This window comes from Akkermansia massiliensis, from assembly GCF_018847375.1.
In the GTDB taxonomy this organism is placed as follows: Bacteria; Verrucomicrobiota; Verrucomicrobiia; order Verrucomicrobiales; family Akkermansiaceae; genus Akkermansia; species Akkermansia massiliensis.
Window position 1 is genome coordinate 761422 of the sequence record NZ_CP072036.1, and the last position, 21230, is coordinate 782651.

At 60.2% G+C, this 21230-nt stretch carries 12 protein-coding genes and 1 tRNA gene; 10 read left to right on the forward strand and 3 right to left on the reverse strand.

Annotation, left to right across the window (positions count from 1 at the left end):
- Positions 1 to 25 precede the first annotated feature (25 nt).
- The 7 genes from lpxK (at position 26) to J5W70_RS03225 (ending at position 10233) form a co-directional block, all read left to right on the forward strand.
- Entirely contained in the window at positions 26 to 1231 is a 1206-nt protein-coding gene (gene lpxK / locus J5W70_RS03195; protein WP_022397628.1) for a tetraacyldisaccharide 4'-kinase, read from the forward strand.
- Positions 1232 to 1338: 107 nt separating this feature from the next.
- Positions 1339 to 5769 (forward strand): M16 family metallopeptidase, encoded by a 4431-nt coding sequence (locus J5W70_RS03200; protein WP_022397629.1) that lies wholly within the window; start codon positions 1339 to 1341, stop codon positions 5767 to 5769.
- Between the two features lie 81 nt (positions 5770 to 5850).
- Positions 5851 to 6384: a hypothetical protein gene (locus J5W70_RS03205; RefSeq protein WP_022397630.1), complete on the forward strand. Its 534-nt coding sequence runs from the start codon at positions 5851 to 5853 to the stop codon at positions 6382 to 6384.
- A gap of 34 nt (positions 6385 to 6418) precedes the next feature.
- Complete coding sequence (locus tag J5W70_RS03210) at positions 6419 to 7921, forward strand: flotillin family protein (RefSeq protein ID WP_022397631.1); 1503 nt, start codon at positions 6419 to 6421, stop codon at positions 7919 to 7921.
- Between the two features lie 7 nt (positions 7922 to 7928).
- Positions 7929 to 8525 carry a DUF4126 domain-containing protein gene (locus tag J5W70_RS03215; RefSeq protein WP_102722175.1) on the forward strand — a complete coding sequence of 199 codons (597 nt, stop codon included), beginning with the start codon at positions 7929 to 7931 and terminating at the stop codon, positions 8523 to 8525.
- A 267-nt stretch (positions 8526 to 8792) separates the two neighbouring features.
- Complete coding sequence (locus J5W70_RS03220; RefSeq protein WP_022397633.1) at positions 8793 to 8939, forward strand: entericidin A/B family lipoprotein; 147 nt, start codon at positions 8793 to 8795, stop codon at positions 8937 to 8939.
- Positions 8940 to 9414: 475 nt separating this feature from the next.
- Positions 9415 to 10233: a PEP-CTERM sorting domain-containing protein gene (locus J5W70_RS03225; RefSeq protein ID WP_022397634.1), complete on the forward strand. Its 819-nt coding sequence runs from the start codon at positions 9415 to 9417 to the stop codon at positions 10231 to 10233.
- A gap of 220 nt (positions 10234 to 10453) precedes the next feature.
- On the opposite strand, the gene J5W70_RS03230 is transcribed toward J5W70_RS03225, so the two are convergent.
- Positions 10454 to 10597: an entericidin gene (locus J5W70_RS03230; protein ID WP_102722172.1), complete on the reverse strand. Its 144-nt coding sequence runs from the start codon at positions 10595 to 10597 to the stop codon at positions 10454 to 10456.
- A gap of 206 nt (positions 10598 to 10803) precedes the next feature.
- On the opposite strand from J5W70_RS03230, the gene J5W70_RS03235 reads away from it, so the two are divergent.
- Complete coding sequence (locus tag J5W70_RS03235) at positions 10804 to 11685, forward strand: diaminopimelate dehydrogenase (protein WP_022397636.1); 882 nt, start codon at positions 10804 to 10806, stop codon at positions 11683 to 11685.
- 100 nt (positions 11686 to 11785) lie between these two features.
- Here the strand turns inward: J5W70_RS03235 and J5W70_RS03240 are convergent, their stop codons facing one another.
- Complete coding sequence (locus tag J5W70_RS03240) at positions 11786 to 12520, reverse strand: L,D-transpeptidase family protein (RefSeq protein ID WP_022397637.1); 735 nt, start codon at positions 12518 to 12520, stop codon at positions 11786 to 11788.
- Positions 12521 to 13021: 501 nt separating this feature from the next.
- Here J5W70_RS03240 and J5W70_RS03245 point away from each other — a divergent pair.
- Positions 13022 to 13591, forward strand: a complete 570-nt coding sequence (locus J5W70_RS03245) for a YdeI/OmpD-associated family protein (protein ID WP_022397638.1) — start codon at positions 13022 to 13024, stop codon at positions 13589 to 13591.
- Positions 13592 to 13783: 192 nt separating this feature from the next.
- Here the strand turns inward: J5W70_RS03245 and J5W70_RS03250 are convergent, their stop codons facing one another.
- Complete coding sequence (locus J5W70_RS03250) at positions 13784 to 20692, reverse strand: autotransporter-associated beta strand repeat-containing protein (protein ID WP_215841936.1); 6909 nt, start codon at positions 20690 to 20692, stop codon at positions 13784 to 13786.
- Positions 20693 to 21075: 383 nt separating this feature from the next.
- Here J5W70_RS03250 and J5W70_RS03255 point away from each other — a divergent pair.
- A tRNA-Asp gene (locus J5W70_RS03255) sits at positions 21076 to 21153 on the forward strand.
- The last annotated feature ends 77 nt before the right edge of the window (positions 21154 to 21230 follow it).

Sequence of the window (21230 nt, forward strand, 5' to 3'; positions counted from 1 at the left end):
TTCCAGGCGCGCCGCCGGGCTTATCATGAAATCCAGATCGGAAGAGTTTGAAGAGTGGGGGACGGAAGTCATCTTCGGTCGGGCCAAGGGGTTCCGCGCCTCCATGATGCGCATGGTCCTGCGCGGGGCCTCCTGGCTGTTCAGGCTGGTGGTGCTGGCGCGGCTGTACCTGTTCCACTCCAGCATCGCGAAGCAGGCCAGGCTGGGAACGCTGGTGGTCAGCGTGGGGAACATCACCGTGGGGGGCACCGGAAAGACTCCGGTGGTGGAACTGCTGGCCCGCACCCTCACCCAGCGCGGCCGCAAGGTAGCCATCCTGACCCGCGGCTACAAAAGCGCGGACCTAGACAAGCCCCAGGAGTGGAAGGACAAGGACGGCCGCCAGCCGGAAAACCTGCCCAAGATCGCCAGCGACGGGGAAACGCGCTACCTGGGCCCCCTGCATTCCGGGGACGAACCCTTCATGCTTGCCAAGAACCTGGACGGCGTGGCGGTTCTGGTGGACAAGAACCGCATCAAGTCCGGCATCTTCGCCATTGAACACCTGGGGTGCGACACCCTGCTGCTGGACGACGGCATGCAGTACCTGAAACTGGCTCATGAACTGGACATCGTGCTGGTGGACTGCGGCGCGCCCTTCGGCACCGGGGCCATGCTCCCGCGCGGCACCCTGCGTGAGCCCAGGGGCAGCCTGGCGCGCGCCAGCTACATCGTTCTGACCAAATGCGGCGGCAAGCCCCAGGATGAGCTGATCGCCGCCATCAGGAAGTACAATCCCGTGGCGGACATCATCGTGAGCGACCACGGCCCCCGGTACCTGGAAAACGTGTTCACGGGGGAACGGCTTCCCCTGGAGGCCCTCCAGGGGAAATGGGTGGCGTGCCTCAGCGGCATCGCGCGCCCGGAAAGCTTTGAGGATTCCCTGCGCTCCCTGGGCGCCCACGTGGAAATCTGCCGCAGGTTCCCGGACCACCACTGGTTTGAACAAGCGGAATTGCAGGAGTTCTACGACCGCTGCGCGGACCGGGCCATGGACATGATCGTGACCACGGAGAAGGACGCCGTGCGGCTGGAAAAACCGGAGGAAGACCCGGAGGTTCCCATTTACTTCCTGCGCATTGAGGTGGAGATCTACCAGGGCCGGGAGGCGTGGGAGCGCTGCGTGGACCGCATCTGCGGAATTTCAGAGCCGCGCCCGCGGGATGAATGGATGCCTTCCTCATCCTTTTGATATGGCTTCCGTTTCCGGAGGTTCTCCGGAAATTCACCGCTTTTATGCAGAGAAGGCCGCTTGACTTGCCCGGAAAATCGTGTGAAACAAGAGGGCAGTATTTTTCCATGAAGGCATTTACCATCACCTCCATTCTGGCTGCCGCGTGCCTACTCCCGGCCCATTCGCTGGCCGAAGCCGCAGCAGAAAACAAGGCCCAGGCCGCCGCTGTCCAACCGGCGGCAGGCATTCCCAAGCAGGATCCCCGGCTTATCAAGGGAAAGCTCCCCAACGGGCTGACCTACTTCATCCGCCCGAACGCGGAGCCCAAGGGCCGGTTCAGCATCCGCCTGCGCGTCAACACGGGTTCCCTGAATGAAACGGACGACATCCAGGGCATCTCCCACTTCCTGGAACACATGGTTTTCAACGGAAGCACGCATTTCAAGCGCGGGGAAATGATTCCCGCCATGCAGAAGGAAGGCCTGGGCCTGGGCGGGGACGCGAACGCCTACACCGCCTTTGACGAAACCGTGTACATGATGGACGTGCCCAGCATAAAGGAGTCCACCGTGAACCTGGCCTTCACCATCATGAGGGATTTTGCGGACGGAGCCCTGCTGGAGGAAAGCGCCATTGACGCGGAACGCGGCATCATCACCAGTGAATACAAGGCGCGGGATTCCGCCGGCTACCGGGTCATGAAGGAGGTCTTCTCCATCATGCTTGACGGCACCAGGATTCCCGACCGCTACCCCATCGGCACGCTGGAAGTAATCCGTACCGCGCCGCGGGAAAAATTTGTAAACTACTATCAGACCCATTACGTCCCCAGCCAGATGCAGCTCGTCATCGCCGGGGACATCACGCCGGAACAGGGCAAGGCCTGGGTGGAAAAATACTTCGGCTCCATGAAGAAGGACAATTACTCCTTCCAGACGGACCGGGGCGCGCTCAAGACGGCCACGGAAACCACCGCCCACTGGATCACCAACAAGGAGGCCACCAGCACGGAAGTCAGTGTCAACATCGCCCGTCCCTACGTGAAGAAGCCGGACACGGTCGCCAACCGCAACGAGGACATTCCCCTCAACGTGGCTTACGCCATGCTGAACCGCCGTCTGGAAAAGATGGCGAAGAATGCGGACTGCCCCTTCATTTCCGCGGAAGGCGGACGCATGGACGTGATGGAAGCGGCGCAAGTGGACGCCATCCAGACCCAGGCGGACTACAAGAACTGGAAGCCGGCCCTGACCGCCATTGAACAGGAGCTGCGCCGGGCCATCGAATTCGGCTTCAACAAGGAGGAACTGGCGGAAGCCCGCAGCAACATCACTGCCGCCGCGGAAAACGCCATCAAATCCTGGCCCACCGTCAAGTCGGAAGACGTGGCCTCCGCCATCGCCCAGAGCGCCGCGCAGGACAAGGTCTTCACCACGCCGCAGGAAGACTGGGCCATCTCCAGGGAAGTCGTGGAAAACCTGACGCCCGAACAATGCCAGGCCGCTCTGAAGGAAGCCTGGACCGGAGCCTTCCCCCGCGTGATCGTCACCTCCAACAAGGAAAACGCCCAGGGAAGCGCTGAAATCATGAAGACGTACCAGGACGCCCGGGCCTCCAAGGTGGAGCCCTACCAGGCGGACAGCCGGAAGGACTTCTCCTACAAATTCGGGGAACCCGGCAAGGTGGCGGCCCGCGCGGAAGCCGCTGACCTGGGAGTCACCCAGCTCACCCTTTCCAACGGCGTGCGCGTCAACCTGAAGCCCACGGAGTTCGACAAGGATTCCATCAACATCACCTTTGCCGTGGACGGCGGGGAACTGAGCAGGCCGGAAAAAGCCTCCGGGCTGGAACTCTTTGCGGGCGCCGTGATGAACGGCGGCGGCTTGAAGGACCACTCCAACGACGAACTGGCCGCCATCATGGCAGGCAAGAAAGTCGGCGTGGGCTTCTCCATGACGGACCGCTCCTTCCTGCTCTCCGGAAATACCAGCAAGGAAGACCTGGAAACGCAGCTCCAGCTCCAGACGGCCTACCTGATGTACCCCGGCTACCGCCAGGACGGCGTCACCCTGCTCCGCCGCGCCATCCCCATGCTTTACAACAAGCTGAACCATGAGGTTCAGGGAGCCATGAAGATGCAGGTGCCCGCCATCCTGTACAAGAACAATCCCCGCTTCACCTTCCCCGCGCAGGAACAACTGGCTTCCTATGAGGTCAAGGACGTGCAGGACTGGGTGGACGCCCCCCTGAAGAACAATTACATGGAAGTGACCGTCACGGGGGACTTCAAGACGGAAGACATCATTCCCCTGCTGGAACGCACCGTAGGCGCGGTGCCCAAACGTGCGGACGCCCCTGCGAAGCTGGATGAAAAACTGCGCCACCCTGCCATGGCGGACTTCAACTTCTCCAAGGACCTGACCTATGATTCCTCCATTGACAAGACGCTGGTCTGCCTCTTCTGGAAAACGCCCGGCGGAGAAGACAAGAAGCTGGCCCGCAGGCTGAACATGCTCAAGGCCGTCTTCTATGACCGCGTGTTCAAGGGCCTGCGCGAAGACATGGGGGAAACCTACTCCCCCTCCACCGGGCTCAACATCAGTGAAACCTACCCGGACGACGGCTACATCATCACCCTCAGCTCCGGCGTGATGCGCAACAAGGATGCCGTGCGGAATGCGATTGCCAGGATTGCGGACGACCTCGGCAAGGGGAACGTCACCCAGGAGGAACTGGACCGCGCCCGCAACCCCATTCTCAACTCCATGGACCGCGCCCAGCGCGACAACGGCTACTGGACCTCCGTGCTGAGGGATTCCCAGGCCAAACCGGAACGGCTGGCCCAGCAGAGGGAAAGCATTCCGGACGTGAAAGCCATCACCGTGGAAGAGGTCAACAAGCTTGCCAAAGACATCTTCGGCAAGGGAGAACATCTCAACCTGAACATCCTGCCGGACCATCCGGCCGCGGAAGCTCCGCCTGCTGAAAAGCAGGCGGATAAACCCGATGCCACCCAGGCCGCCGTCTCCACGGCGGCTTTTTGCATTCACGCCACTGCCGTGAAAACCATAAAAAAAGACTCCGGCAAGAATGACTACGCCATCATCATCTCCGAGGAAACCGCCGCCATGCCGGAATGGAAGGCCGTGGCGGACAAGCTGGCTGAAAAGCACGGAGGCTCCATCGTCACCGTGAAGGACTCCATGTTCGCCAAGCTGGACACGCTCAAGAAAATGGCCCCCCGCTTCATGGCCGTGGTCGCGCGCCCGGAGGAAATAGACCGGGTGCTGGTCAATGACCTCCACCGCCTGACCCGCCGCCTGGACGACGACCCGTACGGGGACTGCATCTGGGGCATCGTCACGGGCTACACCCCGCAGGACGCCATGAGGATAGCCTCTGAAACGCAGCCGCTCGTGATCAGCCGCTCCATGGGAACCACCAACGTGGACGCCTCCCGTTTCACCGACAGCATGAGCATCACGGACTGGCAGCCCTTCCAGTACCTGGAACAGCACAATTCCAAGGGCAAGGTAACGCCCGCTTTTTACGTAAAGGGCCTGAAGGAACAGGACCGCGGGGATGAAACCACGCTGGGCGTGACGCCCAAGCTCGTGGAATACTGGGAACTTTACGCTCCCCAGCTCTTTGTGACGGCCTCCCACGCCACCCAGTTCAATCTGGAAATGCCTTTCGGCAAGGGGATCATCGTCTCCGGCAACAACCGGTTCCACGTGCTGGACAAAAAGCAGTTCAAGGAATTCACCACCTTCCTGCGCGGTGCGATCTTCAACGGGAAGGAGGACGACCTGCTCTCCTTCCTTGAGAGAATCAAGGCTCCGGAGATTGAAATCAAGCCGGTTCCTGCTGTCTGGGTAGCCGCGGGGAACTGCCTGGTAGGGGACACTAAAAAAACGAAGAATTCCATGGCCGTCACCGCCCTGAGCCACTACGGCTTCAACCAGCTGGTGGGCTACACCGTCCCCTCCTGGTACGGCAAGGGCGGCTGGGGAACGCTGGGACTCCTGTTCAGCAACCATGACGCCTCCAGCCTGGCGGAAGCCTGGTACCTGAACAACCAGTTCATTCTGGACGAAACCATGACCCGCTTCCCCAAGCTCATGAACGTCAACTTTAACGCGCCGGACATCAACGGCATCAAGGACGACCCGGACTTTGCCAAGGGCATGAACTCCGCCGGCTACGGCATGGGCAAGGACCAGATGGGCCTCATCCATGACCGGGATACCGTGGCTTTTTACGGGGATCCCGCCTGGACGGCGCGCCTGGACGAATCCCGCGCTCCGTCCCCGTGGCATATTGAGTGGAACGACCCCGCGGACGCCGCCAAGGGCTTCACCGTCACGGCCAACAAGGACGCCAAGGCGCGCCTGGGCGTCTGGTTCCCCAACAGGATCACCGCTAAAAAGGCCACCGTCACCATTGGAGAAACCGCCACTCCCGTGGAGAAGGCCGGCCTGCTGACCAACGACTTCCTCCTGCTCCGGGAACTGGAGCTCAAGAAGGGGGAAAAAGCCGTGGTGGAAATGAAATAGGCCGGAATATCCGGCCGCCGTTCCTTTTTCCATAGACAAGCGGGCTCCAAACATGGATACTCCCGGCAATCAATCTACCCTATGACTGATTACTCCATTTTCTTCATCATCGCCGTGGCCGCGACGGGCGTGGGAGCGCTTCTGTTTCTCCTGTCCCTGTTCGGGCTGGGGGAACATGACCTGGACTTTGACGCGGACGCCGGCGGCGCGGACGTGGGCCTGCTGTCCATTAAATCCGGCATCGGCTTCTTCCTGGGCTTCGGCTGGGGCGGCGTGCTCGCCCAGGGCCTGGGCTGGGGAATGGCCGCCTCCCTGGCATCGGCCTTCTTCACCGGCGTGCTGATGTTCCTGATCATCGGCCTTTCCATGCGCTTCATCATGAGCCTCAAATCAGACGGCACCCTGAACTATGAAACCCTCAAGGGCATGCACGGCACCGTTTACATCAGCATTCCCGGCAGGCTTGAACGCGGCGGACAGGTGACGATCGCCCATCCCAGCCAGCTTCTGTACCTCCCCGCCGTTCAGGAAGGGGAGGAATCCCTGCCCGCAGGAACCCCGGTGGAAGTAGTCGCCGTCACGGCAGGCGTCGTCACCGTCAAACCTCTTCATTAACCAATAAACCCAACCATACACCCCATCCAATACCATGGACCAAATCATCCCTATCGCCATTCTGGTTCTCTTCATCATCCTGACGGCCTCCTGGCTGTTCAGCCGCTACCGCATGTGCCCGCCGGACAAAATCCTCATCGTCTTCGGCAAGGTGGGCACGGGCCAGCCCGCCAAATGCTACCACGGCGGTTCCACCTTCGTGCTTCCGGTCCTCCAGTCCTACAGCTACCTGGACCTGAACCCCATCAACATTGACGTGCCCCTCCAGGGCGCCCTCTCCTCCCAGAACATCCGCGTGGACGTCCCCTCCTCCTTCATCGTGGGCATCTCCACCCTGCCGGAAATCATGCAGAACGCCGCCGCACGCCTGCTGGGCCGCTCCCGGGAGGAAATCCGCAACCTGGCTGCGGAAATCATCATGGGCCAGATGCGCGTGGTGATCGCCTCCATGACCATTGAGGAAATCAACTCCGACCGCGAAAAACTCATCAAGGGCATTACGGAAGGCGTGGACGTGGAGCTGCACAAGGTGGGCCTCCACCTCATTAACGCCAATATCACGGACATTCAGGACGCCTCCGGCTACATCAGCGCCCTGGGCAAGGAAGCAGCCGCGCGCGCCATCAATGACGCCACCATCAAGGTGGCGGAAGAAACGCGCCGCGGGGAAATCGGCAAGGCGGAAGCGGAAAAGGACCAGACCGTCCAGGTGGCGAACGCCCGCGCCATTGCCATTGAGGGCCAGAACGAAGCCCAGATCAAGATTGCGGAATCCGCCGCCAAGCTGCAAGTGAAGCAGGCGGAAGCCAAGAAGCTGGCGGAAGTGGCCCAGAAGGTGCAGGAAGCCAAGACCCTGGAAGAAGCCTACGAGGCGGAAAAGGAAGCGGAAATAAAGCGCGCCGAACGCGAACGCGCCACGCAGGAGGCCAACATCCTGGTGACGGCCCGCATTGAAAAGAGCCAGCGCGAAGTGCAGGCCCAGGCCACGGCGGAAGTGCTCAAGCTGGAACAGGAAGGCAAGGCGCAGGCCCTGCTCATCCAGCGCAGGGCGGAAGCGGAAGCCATCCGGCAACTGGCGGAAGGCGAAGCCCAGGCCACCCTTCTGAAGAAAAAGGCGGAAGGGGAAGGCATGGAAATGGTGGGCCGCGGTGAAGCCGCCGCCATTGAAGCCGTACTGGAAGGCAAGGCCCGCGGCTTCCAGCAGATCGTACAGGCGGCAGGCTCGTCCGACGCCGCTTCCAGCCTCCTGATTACCGAACAGCTCACCAAGATCGTGGAACTCCAGTCCGGCGCCATCAAGGGCCTGAAATTTGACAAGGTAGTCGTCATGGGCAACGGAGGGGATTCCTCCGTGGGCGGATTCGTGCAGAATCTGGTGAAAGACACCCTGCCTCTCCACGAGCTCGGCAAGAGCGTGGGGCTGGAACTGCCCTCCTTCCTGGGAAAATCCACGGAAGAGAAAAAGGCCCCTGCCGCAGCCGCTCCCGCAGCCGCCACCCAGGCGGCCACGACTGCAACCACCGTTAAACTGAACTGATCCGCAGATGAATATGGAAGCCGTCATGGGCGTTTTGCTCGGCATCGGGCTGGGAGCGGCCTGCGGCTTCCGCATCTTTGTGCCTCTGCTGGTAGCCGCCATCGCCATCCGGGGAGGCTTCCTGACGGTGACGCCGGAATTCGCATGGCTGGGCGGCACGGCCGCGCTGGTCACCCTCTCCGTAGCCACGCTGCTGGAAATAGCGGCGTACTACATCCCGGTCATCGACCACACGCTGGACGTGCTGGGAGCTCCCGCCGCCATCGTTGCGGGAACCATCCTGGCCGCCGGCTTCATCGGCAGCATGGACCCCATGCTTAAATGGGGGCTGGCCGCCATTGCCGGAGGCGGAGCGGCAGGCATCATCCACGGAGGCATGGCCGCCATCCGGGGAGCGGCCTCCGCCGCTACGGGCGGACTGGGCAACTCCGTCGTCACCACGGCGGAAACGGCTTCCGCCTCTATCGTCGCCGTGCTGGCCTGCGTTCTTCCCGTCGCGGCCGTTCTGCTGGCCGCCGCGGCCATTTACTTCCTGGTCCGCACGGGGCTGGCGCTGAAAAGGAAACTGCGCCGTTCTCCAGGCGGTCCGGAGGGAGAAATCTAGCCAAGGGGAAAAAACCCCCTTCTCCCGGCAGCCGTCCACGCAGCGATTCCCCCGTGAATGAAGGCCCCGCGGCCTTCATCAATAACCCGCCGCCAGGTCCCCGGCGAAGATTTTTTACATAACTTCCGAATCCGGGCTCGGCACAGCCACTTTCTTCCCCGCCGGAAAGCCCCATGCCCGGAAAAAGAGGCGTTCCGGCAAGCATTCGGCTCATTGACAAGGAACCGGAAGCAGGGTAGGATGCGGCTTTCAACCTCTCTTCCACCGATGAATACCAAACTCGCCCTTCTGACGCTCGCCGCCGCCCTCGGCCTTGCCTCCTGCAACACCATCAGCGGAATCGGAAAAGACGTGGAAGCCATGGGCAGCAAAATTGACAACGCCTCCCAGGCCACCAGGGAGTCCATGCAGTAAAGCGGAAGAAGCATCCGGCCACCAGCCTGGAGCCTCTTTTTAATTCAAAAGAGGCAAAGATTTAAAGTTTCCCCCATCGTTTCATGGATGGCGGTTCCCCATGGAGTGCTCTGCCGCCCGCGGATTACAAATCCGTTACAGATTAACATGGAATGGTCCCGATGCCTTATGAAGCGCCGCAAGTCCTTGGGTCATCCGTATTCAACCCGAGCGGCAGCGAATCCTTTTCCCTGAAAATCAGTGCGTCCTAGCAGGACACGTATATTTCAACGGCCGCAAAGGCTTGCGGCGTTCCAGGGGCCGGCTTCCTCATTCCGGAAGGCTTCCTACACGGAAACGGTCTCCCATAGTGCAACGGTCAGGCAGCATAAGTTCCTTGATATGAAAATCGGCCCTTGACCCCGGATTTGTAATCCGGCATATTCCCGCGGGCTTGGAAGTTTCCCTTTCAAGCTCTAATTCACATCGCATTCATATGAAGAAAACTCTGATCCTGCTTTCCTCCCTGCTGGCTTTTTCCTGCATGACGGCGCAGGCCGCTATTTATACATGGGCTCCCATTGACGGTTCTACCGACTGGAGCCAGGCATCCAACTGGCAGACGGAAAGCGGCGCCAGCGCCGATGTTCCGCTGGTCAATCCCAACTGGGGCACGGTCAACGTATCCGGCAACCATACCGTGGTATGCGGACCCGGCACCACCGTGGAAGGATGGACCTCCACCATCAATGTTTCCAACGGAGCCAATGTGTCCCTTCAGAATTTCACCAAATTCCAGCGCACGACCGTCTCCGTGGGTGAAGGCTCCACGCTGACCGTCGGCAAAACGAGCGGTTCCATCGTAGCCAACTGCGACCAGAACATGAACTGGACGGTATACGGCACGCTGAACCTCACTGCCGCGCTTACCTGGAACGCCAACAGCAACAATTTGTTCGTGGACCTGGGCACGACCGGCATCCTGAATCTTACGAACCAGACCGATCTGGGCCGTTTCGCCTTCTCCGCCTCCCTGGGCGACCTGATTACGGAAGGAACTACATTTGAGCTCGTGACGCGTGAACTCGTCAACGGAGTGGGAAGCGCCGCAACCAGCAACACGACCATCACGGGCGGAACGCAGAGCGACGACATCGCCGCCGAGGAACTGACCGCTGAAAACGTAGGCAAGTACCAGGTGTTCACGGAGAACGGCAAGATTTACGTCTCCTACATCAACGGCGTGCCGGAACCGGCCACTGTCTCCCTGAGCCTTCTGGGCCTGGCGGCCCTGATGCTGCGCCGCCGCCGTTAAAAACGGAAGGTTAATTTCTTTTCAAAGGGCATGCCGGGCATACGGCATGCCCTTTTTATTGCTCCCGTCACACATCGTAAAAAAACCTTTTTACAGGGAGCGGGAACATTCCGTGGGGCCGGAAAACCGGAGGCTGGAAAGAAGGCGTCACGCCCATCAAAGAAAACCGCTTCATCCATCCGGATGAAGCGGTTTTCGTCCATGGTCACACACAGTCTTTTTACATGGAACGGCTGGTGGAGCGGGCGGCGGAATTAATGTCACTGCCGACGGCTTCCACGTCCTTGCCTACTCCGCCGATCGTATGGCAGGAAACACACCCAAGAAGGGTGGCGATACTCAGAATAATCAATTTGCTTTTCATCGTTTTATTGGAAGAGTTCCGAGTGGTCAGACTCCATTTCTCCGGACTCCGTTCAAAGAACCCTTCATGATGCCGCACAGGCGCTCCTGTCATTCTCCGTTCTTGCCATGCGCACCCGCAACGCTTAAAAAACATGCGTCAACGGGAGAAAACATCCGGAGGACATTCCGTCCCCGCTCCCGGAATCATTACTATTTACTACCAAGATGATCAAAGTAGCCATTGTAGGATACGGCAACATCGGGAAATACGCCGTGGACGCCTTGCGCGCCGCGCCCGATATGGAACTGGCGGGCATCGTCCGCCGCCCCGGCAGCGAACCCGTGCACGGCATCAAGACCGCAAGCAGCATGGAGGACCTGGGCCATGTGGACGCGGCCCTGCTCTGCACCCCCACCCGCAGCGTGGAAGAAACGGCTCTGCCCCTGCTCGCCCGCGGCATCAACACGGTGGACAGCTTTGACATCCACGGGGACATCGTGAACCTGCGGCGCTCCCTGGGAGCACAGGCGATCAAGCATGACGCCGTCTCCATCATCTCCGCCGGCTGGGACCCGGGCACGGACTCCGTCATCCGCACCCTGATGCTGGCGATGGCTCCCAAAGGCATTACGTACACCAACTTCGGCCCCGGCATGAGCATGGGCCACAGCGTAGTCGCCCGCTCCAAGGAAGGAGTGGCGGACGCCCTTTCCCTCACCATCCCCACCGGTTCCGGCGTGCACCGCCGCATGGTTTACGTGGTGCTGAAGGAAGGAGCCAAGTTCTCCGACGTGGAGTTCGCCATCAAGTCCGATTCCTATTTCAGCCATGACGACACCCGCGTGCAGCAGGTGCCCGACATCGACGCGCTGAAGGACATGGGCCACGGCGTGCTGATGGAACGCAAGGGCGTTTCCGGCTCCACGCAGAACCAGATGTTCACGTTTGAAATGCGCATCAATAATCCGGCCCTGACCGCCCAGGTCATGGTGGCTTGCGCCCGAGCCAGCATGAAACTGGCCTCCGGCTGCTACACGCTGCCGGAAATCGCCCCGATGGACTTCCTGCCGGGCGACCGCGAAGAGTTGATTGCCCAGCTCGTCTAGAGCGTTCCGGCACGTCTTTCCCGGACGCGCGGCAACAGGGGCAACCGTTCCCCTTTCCTTCCGCACCTTTCCCATCCTCCGGCCCCCGGCCGGAGGATTTTTATTGTTCCACAACCACCAGCCTGCCATCCACGGCATTCACCCGGGCCGGGGTGTGGGTCCGTTCCGTCCAGTCCCACGCGCGTGCCATGTCCGCCCAAAAAGCGGCGTGGGGGGAATTCTTTTCCTTCAATAAACGCGCCGGAGTGGGCACGAAGGGATAAATCTGCACGGGAACGCGCTGCTGCCCATGAATCAGGGCCTGTTCCACCATGGTGTAAATTTCCTCAATCCCCGGATCGGTCATCGCCAGGCAGCCAATGGAAACGTCCCGGCCATGCACCATGATGAAGCTTCCCGTCCGGTTCAGGGAGCGGTCATAGGCATTCGGATAGCCGATGTTGAAAGCCAGATGGTAGTTGCTGCGGGGATTCAGGCCGGACGGCTCCACTTCGTAAAAACCCTCCGGGGTCTGCTTGTCCCCCTCCTTTTCCTTGGGCCCCAGCTTTCCGGACCACGCGGCAATGGGGTAACGCTTGGCAAGCACGTAGCGTTCCGCCTTATCCGGCTTCACCCACAGTTCCAGCACGGAGTCTTCCTTCACGGCACGCAGGAATACAGGATCCCCCACTTTGGCCCCGCAGAGGCCCAGGAAGGAATTCAGCACGGGCGTTACCCGTTCCCGCGCGGTATCGGCACGGTTGACGGAATCCTCGGCACACGCCATTTTAAGAGTCACCACCACGGAGGCCAGCAGAACCAATCCCAGCCCGGCCAGCAACACGCTTTTCTTCATAAATCATGTATAATGGCGGCATTCGTTTTGACAAGGACAAAACCCGCCGCCCTTTGCCGGAAGTGAAAAGAACGTCGGGAACGGCCTGCCCCTCCACTCCGGGAACAATAACCTTTCCGGTGAAAAGACGCCGGCATGGAAGGCCAGTTCCCCGTTCTTCCGGGGAAAGGATGGACAGGTGCCGTACTCCATCATGCGCAGGACCGTCTCCGGCCCTTCCTTACGCAAAAGAGGGGAAAGGATGTCCGCAGAAAGAAAAAAAGACGCCGTGAAGGGATTCCCGGACTTGGAGGAAGGGCAGGCCCCCTGCCGGGAAATATGCCATGGAATAGAAAAACATGCCTGTACTGGAAATGCAGCCTCCGGGAAGGTATCCTCACCCCGTAAGCCGCTCCATCCCGACACGCGGCGCATCAACGGAAGGCCCTTTCGTAAAAACGGCCTGCGCACCTTCTCTTTTTGCGCGCTGCCGCAGAAAGAAGCGGCATTCACCGAACCGCCATGGAAATAGACCACCTTCTCCCCATCACCACACGGCAGGAATTAAGAACGTGGCTGGAACAGAACCACCGTTCCTCCTCCTGCTGCTGGGTTCTCACGACGAGAAAGCCTTCCCCCCATGCCATTCCTTACCTGGACGCCGTGGAAGAAGCCCTGTGCTTCGGCTGGATTGACAGCACCCGCAAGAAGACAGCCTCCGGTTTTCTGGCCCAGCGCCTCACCCCACGTTCCAGGAAAAGCAAATGGTCCGAGCTGAACAAGGAACGCGTACGCCGCCTGACCAGGCTGGGGCTGATGACCCCCCATGGAGAAAAATGCCTGCCGGAAATGGACCCGGAGGCGTTCCGGATTGATCCGGATATTTTAGAAGCCCTTCAGAAGGACCCGCGCGTTTATTCCAACTTCCTGGCCTTTCCCCGCCTGTACCGCCACGTGCGCCTGGATACCATCCAGATTAAGAAAAACCAGCCGGAGCTGTTCCATAGCCGCCTGGAAAAGTTCCTGAAGAATACCCGGGAAAACAGGATGTTTGGAGAATGGCATGACGGAGGCCGGCTGCTGGAAGAGTGAAAACGGAGCTTCCCGTATTTTCCCAACAGACGCCGGAACGCCGCATGCCGATGCGGCAACTAAACGAAAACGCGGCTGTAAGCCGCGCTCCTTACGCAACAGGGCCGTTCCGGACAATGCCGGAACGGCCCTGCGGGTCCGGGAGAGCAGAGCGTCTCCGCTCCACTCTCCACTCTCAAACTTCAACTCTCCTTAGAAGTCATACCGGTAGCCGATACTTCCGTTCACTGAGTTCGCTCCGTCCCGGAAGTCGGCATTGCCGTCCACGAAGATCGTTCCCTGCGTTCCTACCGGCACGCTCAGCCCTGCTCCGATTTGCAGCGCCGTCATTCCCACCTTCGCTCCTCTGACTCTCTGCGTGAAGCCGGGGTTGCCCAGCAGCGCCACATTGGCTTCTCCGCGGCGGTCTCCCATGTCCTGGGCCGCGTTCACCCGGAACTCAGCCAGCGCTTCTCGCCCGAAGATGTTGCTGCCTACAAGGCCCATCCACCGGCCGCCCAGCGCAACCGTTCCCGTCGTCAACTCCTGTTTGGCGACGTTCAGGCCCATGTTGCCGGCTCCCGTTTCCGTGTAGCCGTCCATTCTCGTGGTTACTACCGAGGCGTTGACCAGGGGCTGCAGGATGCTGCTCCTGTCTTCATTGAGGTACACGTCGTAGGTCAGTTCATACATCGCTCCAAAGCCCCACCCGTTGGTGTTGCCCTGCGTGCCGTAGCTGCCCGCTCCGTAGTTGACCGTGCGGTTGAGCTTCGCGTCGTTCCACCCCCCCGTCAGAATCAATGTGTGCGCCCAGCGCCTGTTCTGGTAGCGGCCAAAGAGGTTGGCGTAGTAGCTGTCCAGATGACCGTCCGCAGAGTCCGCCGCGCTGGCCGTCAGGTCGCCGTAGTTGGCCGTGAAAGCCGCTCCCATGGTGAAGTGGTCGCTGAGGTCCACGTCCATGCCCACGGTGCCGCCCCAGGTGGTGAGCTGGTAGCCGCTTTCATCCCCCCTGGTGTCCAGCTTGGCATAGGAGCCCGTGCCCTGCATCCACATGTGGAAGTAGGGGAGGTCCGCATTGACGTAGGCGGGGTTCACGCCCATCTGGTTGGTGCGGTTGCGTATCCAGTTCATCTGGTCGCGCAGGGCGTCCCGCTGGGCGATGCCCAGGCTGGTGACCGTGCTGCCCGCGGCGGCGGCCAGGGAACGCCTGGCGGCGGAGGGATTGTTAACCATGTCGTCATTGAGGGCGGCCAGGAAGTCCGTAACGGCCTGGTCCACGGAACCGTGCCTGGCGGCTTCCCAAATCAGATTGGCGCCCGCCATGGAGTTGGCCGTGTCAGCGACGCCGGCATAAATATTGTCCGTTTGTTCCTCCGCTTTCAGAACGACCTTGTCCCCTTCCTGCACCAGATGGGCATTCTTGTAATAGGTGAGGAAAAGACCGCCTACCGTCAGCGTATTTTCTCCCAGGTCAATCGTTCCGGCTCCGGTGAGCTCCATCAGCGTGAGTTCCATCGGATTGCCCGATTTCCAGGTGATGTTGACGCCCGGAATTGACGTGACGTGGAAGGCGGCTCCGTTTTCAATGACAATGTCTCCGGAAGCCTTGATGAAGCTGGCGGTCATGTCGGCATCGGTATTCAGGGTGAAGGTGGTGGTGGAACCGCTGCCGAAGGTGGCGTTTTCCACGCTCAGGGTGGTGTTGACCGCCGTCAGGGCGTTGTCGCTGGCCTGGATGGCCAGCTTGCCGTTGTTCACCAGATTACCGTAGCTGAGATGGGCGCCGTCTACATCCGCCTTGCCCTGGAGAACCAGGTTTCCTCCGCTGACCGTCAGATCGGTATCCGCGCCGGAGCTGCGCAGGACTTGGGTGCCTGCGCCGGAAACATCCAGTGTTCCGGCCCCCAGCGTTCCATCATACGTATGCGTTTGGCCGGAAGCCGCCTGAATATGCAGGGTCTGCCCGTTCAGCTCCAGGTCTCCGGCGCCGTTCAGGCCACCGGCAGAGCCGTCCGCCGCCAGGCTCAGGGAGCCGTCCAGGTCCAGCACCACGCCGGAAAGCGCGCTGTCCGCCGCCAGTCCCAGGGAAGCGCCTTCCGCAATGTTCAGCGTACCTGTTCCGCCGATTTCCGTGCGGGAAAGGCCATCGGTAGCTCCCGTCAGCGTCAATGTTCCGGAAGAACCGATATCCAGCTTTCCGCCGTTGGCGCCGGACGCCAGCGTCTGGGCCGTCGTGTGGCCTCCCACGCCGATCACCGCAAGGGAGCCCGCGTCCGTGGAATCAAGGCGCAGGGCTTCCACATTGGCCGTGCCGTTAAGCTGAAGCGTTCCCTGTTCCGCAATGATGTCTCCGGCCAGCGTCACATTCCCGGACAGGGTGAGCTTGTTGGCTCCCGTCTTGACCAGGTCCGTATTGGCCGCGGCACCGTCCAGGCCGCTGATGTTCCCGGCAAAGACGGTGTCCACTCCCGTTCCTTCATGGAAAAGGTTGTTCTGCAATTCGATGCTGCCCTTGTTGTCCGCCGTGTTGGTGACAATGAGGTTGCCCGTTCCCGTCTGGCCCGGATTGGTTCCCGGCGCGGTCAGGTTCTTGATCACCATGGAGCCGTCCGACTGGACGTAAAGGTCCTGGTCCACGATCACGGCCTGGTAGAAGTTGAGGGACTGGTTCGTAACCGGATTGTCCGCACTGCCCGTGCCGTCCACGGAGGAGACGTAAACCAGGTCCGTATCACCGGAGAGGACGATGCTGCCCCCGTTGACGTCTACAATGCCGAAGCCCAGCGCGGCAAAAAGCGGATTGGCCGCAATGTGGCCCTTGAGCGTTTCAAGGTCCTGCGCAAAGCCGCCGTTCGTCAGCAGGATTTCCAGATTGCCGCCCGCCGTTTTCATGGCATCCATGACGCTGGTGAGGTCCAGGGTGAGGGTGGAGCCGTCTCCAAAGGAGATGCTGCCCAGGTTGTCCCCCGCGCCTTCAAACTGAATCAGGGAATCCGTCCCCGTGAAGGGGTCTCCGGAAATGTTCCCCGCACCTACCGCAAGGCTGCTGCCCGTGCCGGTCACGGTCCAGGTGGAACCCTGCTTGAGCCCGGTGAGCTGCGTCCCGGCAGTGGCGGTGACGACCGTTCCCAGCCCGGCGGCATCCAGGCCGCCCAGGGCGATATTGCCGGAACCGGCAACCGCATTGACATGGACCTTGTTCGCAGCCGTTCCCGCATAGTTCCCGGCGTTCGCCAGCGAACCGGATTGAATGAGGATGTTGGTAGTGGCCGCCGCGTCGGAAAGGTCCAGCGTACCCTTGGCCAGCGTGAGCGTTCCCGTCAGGCCATTGGCGCGGTCTCCCACCGCAAAGGTACCCGTGGTGTTGACGGTGAGGCTCCCCGCTCCGGTGACAGTTCCGGCCCAGGCGGCGTTATCCCCGGTCCCGTCGCCCAGCTGGACGGAGGAGTTCCGGGCAATCTTCAATTCCCCTGTGGACGTGTTCGCCCCGGTAAGAACCAGTTTGTCGCCGCCCTGGACGTCCAGAGCCGCCGTATCAATCACATTGCCGGTATAAAGCAGGTCACTGCCCGTGCCTGTGTAGTTGACGCGGTAGGTTCCGGCCCCTCCCATGGAAACGGCCTTGATGAATTCGCCCGTTCCCAGCGTGGCGGCCGCACCGCCGTTGCCAAAGGCAAGAACCACATTCCCCTGCCCGGAGTGCATGGTTCCCACAAAACCGGTGAGGTTTCCGGTGAAGATGGTGGTCAGCGTCGGGTTGCCTGCAGCCGTCGTTCCCAGGTTGGCCCCGGCGTCACTCGTCAAGTCGCCCCCGAACGTCACGGTCTGGTTGGAATTGCCGTTCAGCCAGCTTCCCGCCGCCCTCACATGAATGTCGGCATTGACGGAATTGGTGGAATCACTGACAAAAAAGCCGCGTCCGTCCAGCTCCAGGCTGGCGCTGCCAAAGGCGGCCGCATTCGCAAAGGCCACTTCATTCCACGCGGCGTTGGTGCCGTTGCCCACCAGCTTGAACGTGCCCGTAAAACCGCTGTTGTCTCCGCTGATGGAATAACGGCCTCCTCCGGGGAATCCTCCTCCCTCCTTGTACCCCAGCACCAGGGAACCGGCCCCGGAAATGCGGCCGGACAGCGTATCCGTCATTGTGCTGGCATGGGCGCGGTTGTCCCTGATTTGAAGAGTGGCATCCTGCGCGATGGAGATGTTTCCGCTCCAGGTCCGGGTGGCGCTGTTGGCCCCGATATCATAGAAAAGCGTGCCGCCGCTGACGGTGATGGCACCGGTGAAGGTGCCTCCCAGGGTCGTGTTAACGGTCAGCAGGCCATCCCCGAGCTTGACGATGTCCTTGTTCCCCAGTTCCTGGGTATAGGTGGCCCACGCAATATTATTGCCGTTCGTATTCACCTGGATGGCCCTGGTACTGGCGGCGGCGTCAATGAGGCCGGAAATATCCTGCGTGGCCCCCGTGCCGTACGTGAAAATGCCACCTGCAAAAATGAGCTTGTTGGTCGCTACCAGCCCCAGCGTTCCTTCCGTCGTTCCCGCCGTGTTCAGCACCAGTTCCCCTCCGTTCAGCGTCACCGTGCCGGTGCCCAGGCCCTGGACGGCATTCAGGTTGAGGGTGCCGGCCATGATGGTCGTGCCGCCGGAGAACGTATTGGTCCCGGTATTTTCAATGGTCATCTCCCCTTCCCCCCGTTTAACGAGGGACATCGGATTCGCGCCGTCTACAAGGGCTCCCGTGCCCGTGAACGTATAGGCCGTTTCCCCATTGTTGACCGTAAGGCGGGCGGAGGAAACATCCCCGTCAATAGTGACGGCGGAGAGGGCCACGCCTGCCAGGTCTTCAAAGTTGGCGGATTTGGCGGCATCATAAACGACCGCCGTCCCATCCTTGTCCAGCCAGATGGCTGCGCCTCCCGCTGCCGTCCACGTACCCGCGGCCCCTCCGTTCCAGTTGAGGGCTTCACCCAGCGCCTTGACGCGCAGGTAAAGGGTGTTTCCGGACAGTTCCAGGGCATAAGTGTAATCGCCGGAAAGACCGCTGGGATCAAAGGAAAAGTTGCTGGCCGTCAGCGTGCCGAAGCTGTCTGCCGTAATCAGCTTGTAGTCGTTTTCCATCGTCTGGTCCACCCCGCTGATCGTCAGGGTCAGCGTACCTTCCGAATTGAAGGAAAGCGTGCCGCCGGACTGGATGATGGAAGCGCTGGAGGAATTCAGCCCCGTCAGGTCCAGCGTCAGGCCGGAAGCCGGGGAAAGAGCCATATCACCCGCAGAGGTAAGACGGGCCCCGGCTCCCATCGTGATGGAATTGCCGAAGGCCACTCCGCCGGCGAGCCCGAAGCTGAGTTCTCCCCCGGAAACCGTCAGGGCGTTCGCAAACCCGGCGGAGGAACTGAGCGTAAGCTTGCCCGTGCCGCTCTTGGTGAAGGCGCTCCGCCCATCCAGAACCGTGGCATTGGCAATGATTGCATCCGTGCCCGCTCCGGCGGATATCTCGTCAAACCCGGTAACGGTCGCGTTGGCGAACATGTCCGCTTTCGTCACGCCGTTCAGGTTCAGCACGCTTTTGGTGACCACATCCCCGCGCCCCTGGCCGGAAAGAGTTGTCGTCCCGGTGAAGACGGCGTCATTACCCGTAATGGTCACGTTGGCCAGCGCCGTGGTCAGGGAAGTGCCGTTGACCTTCTGGCCGCCCGCATAAATGGCGGCATTGTTGAACGTGCCTCCGCTGATGGAAAGGTTGGCTTCCCCGATCGTCAATGCGGAACTGGTGTTGTTGCGTTCCACATACGTGCCCAGGGATATTTGCGCTCCGTCAAATGTACCCCCTGTAATCGTGATATTGGTGGAACCAATATTTCCGGTAAGGGCAGCCGTAGCGGTTCCATTAATGTAGGAACCGCCCCAGATCTGGCCTGTATACGTCCCGGACTTGAAGGTCAGGTTGGTGGAACCTGTGATATTGAACGTGCTTTCCCCGGTTTCCACCCAGCTTCCCCCCGCAATCATGGCCGCTACCGTGCCACTGCCCAGGTCCAGCGTCATATTGGTATCAGTAAGGCTCCAGGCTGACGTGCTTAAACGGGCGCCCGCAAAAATTTTCTTGGTTCTGTCTCCGGAAAAAGTAGCTCCCGTGATAGTCGTCGTCACTCCCTGCGCAAACAAACTTTGCGCAAAGGATCCTCCCGTGATTTCCATGGAAGCGGACGAATTGGCTGCAATATTTGCTGCGGAACCTGCTGCGGTCGCATCGGACAAGCCATACACATTCGCATTATACTGGCCTCCCGCAATTCTCAATTTGGCCGTATACGCATTCGTTCCGTCTCCCAACTGGACGAGGCCTCTTCCCAGAAGGGCCACGGAGCCGTTAAAAGTCCCTCCGTCCAGATTCAGGGCAACGTTCCCGAGAATGGTTGATTTTTGACCCGCACCACGTGTCGTTCCGGCCGTTACCAGTTGCGCGAAGGTTCCGCCGTCAATGGTGAATGTGACGTCTCCCGTATGGCGGAAGGATTCCTGCCCCAGCCCTATGCACCACCTGGCGCCAGGCGAGCTAACCGAAGTTCCGGCCCATTCCCCCCCATGGATATTGACAATGTATGTCCCTGTCGTCTGGAACGCATCCGTCTTGTTGCCATCCCCCACCAGGCAGAATCCATTGATCGTCCCTGCATTCTGGTCCACATTGAGCGTGATGTCGGCAGCCACGATCCGGTCCTGATTGCTCCACCCCATCAATTGAGGATTTGTATTCAGCAGGGACGTTCCCGCCCCGATATTGATTACAAAGGAATTGGTCCCTCCCAAGGTGACGCCTCCGGCGGTACCCGCAACATTCCATAACTGCAGCTTCGTATAAATTCCTCCTTCCAGATTGAGAACCCGGTTATAGCCGTCTTCATAGGTCCCGCTTTCCGTAATATCCGTCAAATAGATGTCACCGGGGGAATCCGCCTGAGTCACTGGATCCCCCGCCGGCGGCGTAATCGTATACTGGTCGTCGGCAAAGGATATCGTCGTTTCTCCGTTGCCCGTCAACGTATAGGCAGCCCATGACGGAGAAATGAAACAGGCCAGAAGAGCGGACAGGAGAGGGAGGGGCAAATGCGGACGCATAATTTTGTAACGTGTTGATAATTAATAATAAATTATATACCAGACTATATCGTTAGTAATAATTAACGGATTTAAAATCCGGAAATGCTCCTTAATGAGACCAGATATATAATAAAATATTGATAATGCCCGTACTTGGCGCCGGTATTCCCACTCTTCTTCCCTTCCTACGCATCAAGCCGTTCAATTGTCCTAAAGCGCTTGGCATTAAAAATTGTCATTGACTCCGGATTTTAAATCCGCACGGGTATTTCTCCCGCTTATTCCAGCAAGCGCGGCCTGCATGCAGGAAAAAGTGATTTCTTGTCTTGCATTCCCATGGGAGTGCCTGTATAAGCCTCCACGTCCCCGCCGCAAGGCAGGAACACAGCATCCAAGGTCACGGAGCGGTAGCTCAGTTCGGTTAGAGCGCCAGCCTGTCACGCTGGAGGTCGCGGGTTCGAGCCCCGTCCGCTTCGCCACCTTGCTTCAAAGAAACAACCGCCTCCGGGCGGTTTTTTTGTGCCCGGAAAGTCCAGGACCTGGGAAACAGGCAGTC